This window comes from Glycomyces salinus (assembly GCF_016428645.1).
In the GTDB taxonomy this organism is placed as follows: Bacteria; Actinomycetota; Actinomycetes; order Mycobacteriales; family Micromonosporaceae; genus Glycomyces; species Glycomyces salinus.
The window spans coordinates 99368-109664 of the sequence record NZ_JAELXW010000022.1 but is presented as its reverse complement, the minus strand read 5'-3'; the positions used below and the strand labels follow the sequence as shown (position 1 = coordinate 109664).

Here is a 10297-nt window from a genome sequence, read left to right as displayed (position 1 = left end):
CGCGAGGGTGTGGGAGAGCAGGACACCGCCAAACATTAAACGTAGAGAACAGCAGTGAGGGGCTGGTCAGTCTGCCGGGAACGGCACACTGACCGGCCCCTCACTCGTTTGCGTGCCCGCAACATCAGCCCCACCAGCACGGACCGGCACCGGCATACCTACCCGAGGCCACCGACGGCACAATACCGGGCATCTGTTGGCTCGGCGCCTGTTGAGATTAGGATTTGTGGTTGTGGATTCGGGGGCGCCTGTGCGAGTCGGGATATTCGGTGGGACGTTCGACCCTCCTCATCTGGGACACCTTGTGGCGGCCAGTGAGGCCGCTTTTCAGGTCGGACTCGATGAGGTCGTGTTCGTGCCCACCGGTGACCCTTGGCAGAAGAATCACCTCTCCGTAACCGATGCCGCCTCCCGGCTGGCCATGACGCGCCTGGCCGTCGCCGCGGATCCTCGGTTTCGGGTCAGCACCTGCGATATCGATCGGGACGGGTTCACTTACGCGATCGACACCGTTGCAGATGTGAAGGCCGAGTACGACCGGGCGGTCGAGTCGTATTTCATCTTCGGTGCCGATTCGCTTGAGAAGCTCCACACCTGGCATCGTGTCGATGAGCTCGGCGCGGCGGTGGAGTTCGTCGCTCTCAATCGGCCCGGGCATTCGCGTCGTGATGCGCGGACCTCCAGCGGAGTTCGGGTTCAGTTCGTCGACATGCCCGGCGTAGACATATCCTCAAGCGATTGCCGCCGCAGAGTCGGCTCCGGAGAACCGGTTCGCTATCTGGTTCCGGCTCCGGTCGAGGAGTACATCCTGGCCCAGCGGCTCTATTCGGACTGAACAGACGTGTTCGAGGCCCGACCTCCCCAATCGCGGCGGCTGCGAGTCGTAGGTTCGTGTCAGACTAGAGCGGTAAGCCGGCTCGGCCGGCAGGTTTCTCGTCGTAAGGGGAGTACGTGACCGCAACTGAGTCCGCCAAGACCCTGGGGTTCGCCGCAGCCCGAGCGGCAGCCGACAAGAAGGCCCACGACATCAATCTTCGGGATGTCACCGACAAGATCGCACTCACCGACGTGTTCGTGATCGTGTCGGCCTCGAATGAGCGGCAGGTCAAGGCGATCGTCGACGCGGTCGAAGAGCGGCTGATCAAGACGCTGGACACCAAACCGCTCCGCCGCGAGGGCAAGGGCGGCGAGTCCTGGGTGCTGCTCGACTACGGAGAGGTCGTCGTCCACGTATTCCACGAGGAAGCCCGCCAGTACTTCGGGCTCGACGGGCTCTGGAAGGACTGCCCGGAGATCCCGTTCGAGGACGGTGGGCCGGCCGAGGGCGGCGAGGCCGGCACGGAGGAGCAGCGTTGAACCGCCTTATCGTGCTCCGTCACGGCCAGACCGTCTGGAACATCACCGGCAAGATCCAGGGCTCGACCGATATCGACCTCGACGAGACCGGGCGCGCCCAGACCGCCGCCGCTGCCGCGGCTCTGGCCGCCTATGAGCCTGTCCGGATCATCTCCTCGGACCTGCGTCGGGCGGTCGACACCGCCAAGCCCATCTCCGAGATCACCGGCGTCGAGATAGAGCTCGACAAGCGGCTCCGCGAGCGCGCCTACGGCCCCTGGGAGGGCCTGGACATGAAGGAGATCGCCGAGCAGTTCCCCGACGACCACCACCGCTGGCGGACCCAGCAGCCACTCCTCAACCCCGAGATCGAGAACTGGAACGACCTCAAACGCCGCACCGGCGAGGCCGTCCGCGACCTGCTCGAGGCCGAGACCGACGGCACGGCGATCATCGCCTGCCACGGCGGTTCGGCCCGGCAGATCGTCGGCGGGGTGCTCGGTTGGGACCAGGACGCCACCAGCAGCCTCACCGGTTTGGACAACGTCCACTGGGCCGACCTGCGCAGAATGAAGTCCGGTCGCTGGCGCATGTTCGGCTACAACCTCGGAGTCGAGCCGCCCTATACGATCGGATCGTCCCCCCTCGGACGCGTCCAGCAGTCGGGGGCGCCTTCGGCGGCGGCCGCGAAGCCGTAGATCGGCGCAGCGGCAGACCAGACAATCACGCGCAACCGCGCCCGGATGTGAGACGTCAAACCGGCATGGATACACCGAAGACCCGCATCAGACAGCTCACGAGGCTGCTCGGCGTGATGATCATCGCCGCCGCCCTTGCCGCCTGCGGTTCCCAGGAGGAACCGGCCGAGGAGGACACCGTGGGCTCACCCACGGGGACGTCCTCCAGCGAACCGTCGGAGACTCCGACAGCGGAGACCACCGCCCCAGAGGAGGACACACCGATGCCTGAGGAGACCACCCCCTATCTCGACCCCTCGGCCGGATCGACCGACAAGCCCGGATCCAGTTCCTCGATGACCATCACCGGCACCGTCGAATCCGGGGTCGAGGCGGGCTGCCTGATCCTGGAGCACGAGGGCACCGTCTACGGCATTTTCGGGGAGTACGACAAATCGGTCGTGTACGCCGGGGCCGAGGTCACGCTCTCGGGTTATACCGATTCGGGAATGATGTCCTTCTGCCAGCAGGGGACCCCGTTCGTGGTCGAGGAGGCCGAGTCGGCCGATTAGGTAATGTGGGCGGGTGACCGTCGCTGTCGTTACCGATTCCACCTCGGCCCTGCCCGAGTACCTACGAGCCGAGCGCCCCAACCTCACGGTGCTCGGCATTCCGGTGCTCGTCGGCGGCGAGGAGCACCGCGAGGGCGAGGACATCGACGCCGAGCGGATCCTCAGGGCCCTGCGTGAACCCAAGACGAGGGTGACCACCTCGGGGCTCTCGCCCGAGCTGCTGCGCGAGACCTACCAGCGACTGCTGGACGGCGGGGCCTCGGGAGTCGTCTCCGTGCACCTCTCCGGGCGGCTGTCCGGCACCGTGGCGGCCGCCGAGGCCGCGGCGGCGCGGTTCGGCGGGCGGGTGGCCGTGGTCGACTCGCTCGGGGCCGGTATGGGCGTCGGATATCCGGCCCTGTCCGCCGCAGACGCCGCCGACAAGGACGCCGACGTGCTGGAGGCGGCCGCCGCCGCCAGAGAGGTCATCGGCCGCACGACCACCTACTTCTACGTCGACACCCTCGAACATCTGCGGCGCGGCGGTCGCATCAGCACCGCCAAGGCACTGATGGGCACCGCGTTGTCGGTCAAGCCGATCCTGGGTGTGGCCGACGGCCGCATCGAGATGGTCGAGAAGGTCCGCACGCCCACCCGCGGCCTCCAGCGCCTCGCCTCGCTGGCCGTCGGCGACGCCGGGACCGGGCCGGTCGAAATGACCGTCCACCACCTGGGCGACCCGCGTCGCGCCGAGGCGCTCGCCGACTGGCTGCGGGAGAAGTTCGGCGACCGCCTGCGCCGGATGGACCTCGCGGAGGTCGGCGCGGCGATCGGGGCCCATGTCGGGCCCGGCCTGGTCGGCGTGATCACCCGCCGACTGGCTTGAGCGGGCTATTATGGCGGCTCCTTCGGGGATCGTCCACACTGATTCGGCTTATCCACAGCGTTGATCCGGTTATCCACAGGCTCGAAATTTCCCGGATCACGGCCGTCACCGGTGATCGTTGAACCGGGCATGACTCGCGAAGATCCGCCCGAACCCGAAGCCCTGGCCGCGAGGCTCCGACTCGAACTCGACAAGACCGACCGCGCCCGCTGCGAGGAGACCGTCGACGTCGCCAGCGGCGAGGCCGACGAACCGCTGTCGCGCGCGACGGCGCGGCAGGGCCTGTCCGAGCGGCTAGAGCGGTTCCAGGCCCGATTCGGGCTCTCCGGTGCCAACCGCTGGGTGCTGGCCGCGGTCGCCGTCGCAGTCGCCGCGGCGGGACTGTTCGCCACGTTCCTGTCCTGGCCGCGCTCCGAGCCGGCCGCGACCGCCTCGGTCGATCCCACCGCTTCGGCCGAGACGCCAGCGGAGACGATCGTGGTCTCGGTGGCCGGTGCGGTGGAGCGTCCCGGCATCGTCGAGCTCGAGCAGGGCGAGCGCGTCGCCGACGCCATCGAGGCCGCCGGAGGGCTCGTCGACGGCGCCGACCCGGGCTTTCTCAACCTGGCGCGCGAGGTCGCCGACGGTGACCTGGTGGCCGTGCCGGACGCCGGCGACGAGCAGGCCGCGCCCGGAGCCGCAGGTTCCGCGGGCGGCCTGGTCAACATCAACGCCGCCGACGCCCAGACGCTCACGTCGCTGCCGGGGATCGGCCCGGTCCTGGCCGAGCGGATCGTCTCCTACCGGGAGTCCAACGGCAGCTTCCAGTCGTTGGAGGAGTTGGCAGAGGTCCGCGGCATCGGGGCGAGCCTGCTTGAGCAGCTCGAAGACCAGGTCGTGTTGTGAAGGACCGGCATGGCGAACCGGCCGCGGTCGTGCGTCGGGACCTGCGGCTGCCGCTGGCGGCGATCGGCGCCTGGGGAGCGGCGCTGGCCGGGCTCTACGGCGGCGCCCGGGTGAGCCTGGCGGTCGCCGGCGGGGCCGCGGTGCTGACCGTGCTGGCCCTCAAGCGGAGACGCGGCGCGGCGGCCGCCGCGGCGACGATCGCGTTCGGCGCCATGCTGGCCTCCGGCGCGACCGCGGTCCATGTCGTGGTCCGCGACGACGCTCACTTGGCCGAGCTGGTCGAGTCCGGGGCCGGCGGCGAGGCCGAGATCGTGCTCGACGCCGCGCCGCGGCCCTCGGCGCGCAGCCCCGGCGTCCATACCGCCGCTGCGAGGCTGCGGTCCTTCACCACCGATACCGCCTCGCTGAGCGGGAACTGGCGGGTGCTGCTGGTCGCCAGCGGCGACGAATGGGACCGGGCCGTCGCCGGGCAGGCGATCACGGTGGAGGGGACGGTCCGCGAGGCCGATCCGGGCCGGTTGACCGCCGCGATCTTCAGTGCCCGGAGCCCGCCGGAGTTCCAGGGACCGCCATCGGCGCCGCACCGGTTCGCCGCCCACGTCCGCGAGCGCGCGGCCCTGGCCGCCTCGGCTGTGCCGCAACCCGAATCGGGGCTGATACCGGCACTCGCGGTCGGTGACACCTCCGGGATGGACCCGACGCTGGAGTCCGACTTCCGCTCCACCGGGCTGGTGCACCTGGTGGTCGTCTCCGGCTACCACGTCGGACTGGTGGTGGGGACGGTCCTGGGCGTCGCGACGGCACTCCGGGCGGGGCCCGGCGTTCGGGTCGCGATCGGCGCGGCGGCGGTGGCCGGGATCGTGGTCGTGGTCGGCCCGCAGCCGAGCGTGCTGCGGGCGGCGGTCATGGCCGGGATGATGCTGCTGGCCCTGGCCGCCGGGCGCCCCAGGGCGGCCCTGCCGGCGCTGGCGACGGCGGTCCTGGTGCTGGTCCTGGCCGATCCCGACCTGGCCGCGCAGCCGGGTTTCGCGCTCTCGGTCGCCGCGTGCGCCGGGCTGCTGCTGTTGGCGTTCCGGTGGGCCCGACCGCTCGAGCACCGAGGTTGGCCGCTGCCGGTAGCGCTGGCCGCGACCATCCCGGCCGCGACCCAGGTGGCCGTCACGCCACTGCTGGTAGCCTGGGCCGGCGAGGTCAGTCTGGTCTCGATTCCGGTGAACCTCTTGGCCGCGTTGGTGGCGGCACCGGTGGTGGTGCTGTCGGTGCTCACCGCGGCGGTCGCGGCGGCCTGGACGTCCGCGGGGGAGTGGTGCGCCAAGCTGGCGGCGATCCCTGCCAGGTGGCTGGTGTGGCTGGCCGAGACCGGCGCGGACGTCCCGGGCGGGACGCTGCCGTGGCCGACCGGGCTGTGGTGGTCCCTGCTCGCGGCGGCGATCCTGGCGGTCCTAGTCGGACTCCTCCACGTGCGGCGACTTCGCCGTCCGCTGCTGGCGATCGGAGCCGCGGCCGCCCTGGGAGCCGTGCCCTCGTGCCTGGCGACCGGCCCGCCCTCCGGGTGGGTGGTCACGATGTGCGATGTGGGCCAAGGCGACACGATCGTGCTGCCTGCCGGGGACGGGGTCGTCGTGGTCGACACCGGGCCCGAACCGGCCGCCGTCGACGAGTGCCTCGACGGCCTCGGAGTGGACCGGATCGCGCTGCTGGTCCTGTCCCACTTCCACATCGACCACAGCGCCGGCATCGGCGGCGTGGTCGGCGGCCGCGAGGTCGACGCGATCCTCGCCCCGCCGCCCGGCGAGGCGACGTACGGGCACGACCTGGTCGTTGAGCGCGCGGGCGACCTGCCGTTCCTCGAACCCGAACCCGGGCGGGTCCACCGGTTCGGAGCGACCTCGCTGGAGGTGCTGTGGCCGCTCCCGAACCTCATGGAGGGCACCAGGTCCGACCCGAACAACAACTCGGTGGCCGTGCGCGCCGACGTGGCCGGGACCAGCGTCCTGCTGACCGGCGACATCGAGGTCGAGGCCCAGGCGCGCCTGCTGGAGTCCGGGGCGAACCTCGATGTGGACGTCCTCAAGGTCCCCCACCACGGCTCGGCCTTCCAGGTCCCGGAGTTCCTCGAGCGGACAGACCCGGTCGTGGCCCTGGTCGGGGTCGGCGCCGACAACGACTACGGGCACCCCGATCCAGGCCCGCTGGCGCTGCTCGAACACTCCGGGAGCCAGGTCTTCCGCACCGACCTGTCCGGCGACGTCACCGTCGCCCGCGAGGGCGGCCGACTGACGGTGAGGACGAGCACGTAGGGACGAGTCACTCGCGCGAGTGGGGCGGAACTTGGGAGGGGCGAGCCGGACGTGGAAGGATGTAGCCGTGGCTGCACTCCAATCCATCCGACTGGTGCTCGGCGACGACGAGTTCCTCGCCGAGCGGGCCGCCGCCGACTACCTCGCGGCGGTCAAGGCCGAATTGGCCGATGCCGAACCCGATCCGGTCGTCAACCGGATCACCGGCTCCGAGCTCACCGGGGGGGGCCTGTCGGCCCTGGTCAGCCCCACCCTGTTCGGCGGGGCCGTGGTCGCTGTCGTCGAGAGCGCCCAGGACGCCGACAAGGAGACCATCGCCGCGCTCCTGGACTACGCCGACCGGCCCGCCCCCGGCATCTACCTCGCCGTCCTGCACGCGGGCGCCAACAAGGGCAAGGCGCTGTCCGAGGGGCTCAAGAAGCGCGACGTGGAGGTGGTGCGGGCGTCCAAGATCAAGCGGCAGCCCGACCGGGTGGCGTTCGTGCGCGGCGAGCTGCGCGCCGCCGGGGCCTCGCCGCGCTCGGCCTCAGCCGAGATCGCCGAGACCATCATCCAGGCCGTCGGTTCGGACCTGCGCGAGCTGGCCTCGGCCTGTTCGCAGCTGGTGGCCGACACCGAGGGGAACATCACCGCCGAGAGCGTCGCGCGCTACTACTCGGGCCGGGCCGAGGTGACCGGGTTCAGCGTCGCCGATGCGGCCGTCGCCGGCCGGGCCGGGGAGGCGCTCGGCTTGCTGCGGTGGGCGATGCAGATCGGGGTCGACCCGGTGCCGATCGCCGACGCCCTGGCCATGGCCGTCCGCAACCTCTCGCGAGTGGCCGGCGAGCGGGGCGGGGCGCAGCAGCTGGCCGGGCAGCTCGGCATGGCACCATGGCAGATCGACAAGGCCCGCAGGCAGGCCAGGAGCTGGACGGCCGACGGCCTGGCCGAGGCGATGCGGGTGTGCGCGAGGCTCAACGCCGAGGTCAAGGGAGGCGCCGACGACCGGGCGTGGGCGCTGGAGCACGCGGTCCTGCAGATCACCCGTTTGAGCGGGGCGGGCGAATCGCAGCCCCCGGTCCAGCTCGGCGCTGCGGGTGGGGAGACGGGTGGGCGTGTCTGAGTACAGGCACGGGCGCGTCTCGCGTCCCAGCAGGCCCTGGTACGCGCGCGCGCTCGGGCTGCGGCACATCTACCTCTCGCACCCGTGGTGCGTGGTCCTCTTCGAGGGATCGATCGCGCTCGGGCTGCTCATGGCGCTCACCGAACTGGTCTCGTGGTGGGTCGTCCCGGTCCTGCCGCTGGCGGTGGCCGCGATGGTGAAGGCCAACGATGTCATCGCCGGGGCGGTCGACCGGGCGGGCCGGAGAACCAAGTTACGGCTCACGGAACCGACTTCGAGGGCACGCTAAAGGCTCCGGAGGGCCGAGCCCTTCGGAGCCTTCGAAGCTTGCGCGCTGGTGGCCCGCCTCAGGCGGCCAGCTTGTTGTAGGCGGCGGCCAGCTTGGACTTGCGCTGGGCGGCCTGGTTCTTGTGGATGACACCCTTGGAAACGGCCTTGTCCAGCTCGCGGCTGGCGGCACGCAGGTGGGTCTCGGCACCGGTGACGTCGCCGGAGGCCGCCGACTCACGGAACTTCCGGACGGCGGTCTTCAGCGACGACTTCACGGACTTGTTGCGCATCCGGCGCTTCTCATTCTGCCGGTTGCGCTTTTCCTTGGACTTGATGTTCGCCACGCGTGAAGCCTCAGTTCGTGATTACTTGGTTCCTTACAAACCGCGTCGGGCGCAGGGCGCGCTCCGCGCGATCGTCAACATTACCAGGAGCCGAGCATCGCAAGCGGCCTGGCATCCCGACCGCGAGCCAGGTTACACCTGGTCGAGACGGGCTCATCCGGCCGTCCGGGTCCCGTGCGGCGGGCGTAGCCCCAGCGCCGGGAGGAACGCCACGTCGACGATCTCCTCCAGGGACCGTTCGGGGAGGTCGCCGGTGATGAAGAACTCGATCCGGGCCAGGTCGAGCGGCAGCGTCAAAAGCCGCCCGGTGACCTGCTCGGGGACGATCTCGCCGCGCTCGACCGCACGCAGGAAGACCGACTTCTCCATGAACTCCTTCAGGTAGTCGACGAGCGCTGAGAGCAGCTCGTCGTCCCCGCGGGGGTCGTCGGCGGACTCCATCAGGATGCCGAGGATCGTGGCGCGGCCGACATCGAGCAGGCGCTCGCGCAGAATGCGCAGCACGGCGAGCGCGTCCGCGCGCAGGCTCCCGCCGTCCGGCAGCGACCGCAGGCCCGGCAGGAAGTGGTGGATGGTGGCGATCATCAGGGACTTCCGGTTCGGCCAGCGGCGGTAGAGGACGGGCTTGCTGGTCCCGGCACGGCGGGCGATTCCCTCCATGGTGAGTTTCGGGAATCCGACTTCTTGCAGCTCGTCCCATACGGCCTGGTAGATGGCCTGTTCGAGTGCCTTGCCGCGGCGCCTGGTCGGTGTGTCCGCCGTCATGACCGCCCCCCTCTAGATACTGTCCGTATCTTATGATACAACTGGATCATCAATAAGATACTCACGGTATCTTAAGGGATGATTGGAAGCCATCATGGAATCTGAGACCCAGACCGCCGCGACCACCCCCGCACCGAAGATCGTCGGCGTCATCGTCGGCCTCGCCCTCATCGTCGGCACGGTCACGCTCGCCTTCGCCTGGCCCTCGGCCGACGTCGGGCCCAACGAAGTCCCGATCGCCGTGGTCGGACCGCCCGAGGTCGCCGCCCAGGTGTCCGAGCAGCTCGAAGCCGCCGAACCCGACGGCTTCGACGTCACCGAGGCCGCCGACCCGGACCGGGCCCGCGACATGATCGAGCAGCGCGAGGTCTACGCCGCCTTCGCGATCGCCCCCGACGGGGTCGACCTCTACACCGCCTCGGCCGCGTCGCCGACCGTCGCGCGACTGGTCACCGGCATCGCCGAGCAGATCGCCGCCGGCCAGGACGTCCCGGTCGAAGTCGAGGACGTGGTCGCCCTGCCCGAGGACGACCCCAACGGCATCGGCCTGGCCGCCTCGGCCCTGCCGATGGCCGCCGGCGGCCTGATCATCGCCGCGTTCATCTCCAGCGCCGTCCGCGGCAGCGGCCGCCAAGCGCTCGCCGCCGTCCTCGCCCCGCCCGCCGTCGGCGCGACCATCGCCGCGATCCTGGTCTACCTGCTCGGATCCATCGAGGGCGACTACTGGGCCGTCACCGGGGCGATCTCGCTCACCCTCTATGCCGCGGCCTGGGCCGTGCTCGGCCTCAACAAACTCCTCGGGCGGGCCGGGCTGATCCTCGGCGCGGTCGCCATCATGCTCGTCGGCAACCCGCTGTCGGGCCTGACCAGCGCCCCCGAGCTGCTGCCCGCACCGTGGGGCGAAGTGGGCCAGTACTTCACGCCCGGCGCCGGAGCGACCGCGCTGAAGTCCCTGGCGTTCTTCGACGGCAACGGCGCCGACACCGCGCTCATCGTGCTCGCCAGCTGGCTGGCGGCCGGGATCGTCCTGTTCTTCCTCGGTGCCGTGCGGCGACGCGCGGGGACGGTCGGCACAGTGGAGAAGGAGCCGGTTACGGCCGAAGTCTGAGTAAGGCAGAATTGTCTCGCCCATCACTGACGGCTCGCCGCCGTTTCGCCCAGCACACTTCGGCGAAGGGGTCG

The 10297-nt window shown here is 70.5% G+C and carries 12 protein-coding genes; 10 read left to right on the top strand and 2 right to left on the bottom strand.

Going from position 1 to position 10297, the window contains the following annotated elements:
* The first annotated feature begins 226 nt into the window (after positions 1–226).
* The 9 genes from nadD (at position 227) to JFB92_RS08930 (ending at position 8025) form a co-directional block, all read left to right on the top strand.
* Positions 227–835, top strand: a complete 609-nt coding sequence (gene nadD, locus JFB92_RS08970) for a nicotinate-nucleotide adenylyltransferase (RefSeq protein ID WP_199037206.1) — start codon at positions 227–229, stop codon at positions 833–835.
* Positions 836–951: 116 nt separating this feature from the next.
* The gene (gene rsfS / locus JFB92_RS08965; RefSeq protein WP_199037204.1) at positions 952–1356 is read left to right on the top strand and encodes a ribosome silencing factor; all 405 of its coding nucleotides are present in this window, start codon (positions 952–954) and stop codon (positions 1354–1356) included.
* Positions 1353–2033 (top strand): histidine phosphatase family protein, encoded by a 681-nt coding sequence (locus JFB92_RS08960; RefSeq protein WP_199037198.1) that lies wholly within the window; start codon positions 1353–1355, stop codon positions 2031–2033. The genes rsfS and JFB92_RS08960 overlap by 4 nt, the downstream gene beginning before the upstream one ends.
* Positions 2034–2098: 65 nt before the next feature.
* The gene (locus JFB92_RS08955) at positions 2099–2584 is read left to right on the top strand and encodes a hypothetical protein (protein ID WP_199037196.1); all 486 of its coding nucleotides are present in this window, start codon (positions 2099–2101) and stop codon (positions 2582–2584) included.
* A gap of 13 nt (positions 2585–2597) precedes the next feature.
* On the top strand, positions 2598–3449 hold the full coding sequence (locus JFB92_RS08950) for a DegV family protein (protein ID WP_199037194.1): 852 nt from the start codon (positions 2598–2600) through the stop codon (positions 3447–3449).
* A 129-nt stretch (positions 3450–3578) separates the two neighbouring features.
* Entirely contained in the window at positions 3579–4334 is a 756-nt protein-coding gene (locus JFB92_RS08945) for a ComEA family DNA-binding protein (protein ID WP_199037192.1), read from the top strand.
* A complete protein-coding gene (locus JFB92_RS08940) occupies positions 4331–6634 on the top strand; it encodes a ComEC/Rec2 family competence protein (RefSeq protein ID WP_199037190.1) in 2304 nt (767 codons plus the stop codon). Before JFB92_RS08945 ends, JFB92_RS08940 begins: the two co-directional genes overlap by 4 nt.
* 67 nt (positions 6635–6701) lie before the next feature.
* Positions 6702–7736 (top strand): DNA polymerase III subunit delta, encoded by a 1035-nt coding sequence (gene holA, locus JFB92_RS08935; RefSeq protein ID WP_199037182.1) that lies wholly within the window; start codon positions 6702–6704, stop codon positions 7734–7736.
* Positions 7729–8025: a hypothetical protein gene (locus JFB92_RS08930; RefSeq protein ID WP_199037175.1), complete on the top strand. Its 297-nt coding sequence runs from the start codon at positions 7729–7731 to the stop codon at positions 8023–8025. Before holA ends, JFB92_RS08930 begins: the two co-directional genes overlap by 8 nt.
* 58 nt (positions 8026–8083) lie before the next feature.
* Here JFB92_RS08930 and rpsT read toward each other — a convergent pair whose 3' ends face one another.
* Both rpsT and JFB92_RS08920 read right to left on the bottom strand, forming a co-directional pair.
* Positions 8084–8350 carry a 30S ribosomal protein S20 gene (gene rpsT, locus JFB92_RS08925; protein WP_199037173.1) on the bottom strand — a complete coding sequence of 89 codons (267 nt, stop codon included), beginning with the start codon at positions 8348–8350 and terminating at the stop codon, positions 8084–8086.
* Positions 8351–8503: 153 nt separating this feature from the next.
* Positions 8504–9115 (bottom strand): TetR/AcrR family transcriptional regulator, encoded by a 612-nt coding sequence (locus JFB92_RS08920; protein ID WP_199037171.1) that lies wholly within the window; start codon positions 9113–9115, stop codon positions 8504–8506.
* Between the two features lie 94 nt (positions 9116–9209).
* Here JFB92_RS08920 and JFB92_RS08915 point away from each other — a divergent pair, with 94 nt between their 5' ends.
* On the top strand, positions 9210–10223 hold the full coding sequence (locus JFB92_RS08915; RefSeq protein WP_199037164.1) for a hypothetical protein: 1014 nt from the start codon (positions 9210–9212) through the stop codon (positions 10221–10223).
* The last annotated feature ends 74 nt before the right edge of the window (positions 10224–10297 follow it).

Bases quoted from the DNA above. Each gene is read 5' to 3' on its own strand.
- JFB92_RS08955 (WP_199037196.1), top strand. From the start codon at position 2,099: ATGGATACACCGAAGACCCGCATCAGACAGCTCACGAGGCTGCTCGGC.
- JFB92_RS08945 (WP_199037192.1), top strand. From the start codon at position 3,579: ATGACTCGCGAAGATCCGCCCGAACCCGAAGCCCTGGCCGCGAGGCTC.
- JFB92_RS08920 (WP_199037171.1), bottom strand. From the start codon at position 9,115: ATGACGGCGGACACACCGACCAGGCGCCGCGGCAAGGCACTCGAACAG.
- JFB92_RS08915 (WP_199037164.1), top strand. From the start codon at position 9,210: ATGGAATCTGAGACCCAGACCGCCGCGACCACCCCCGCACCGAAGATC.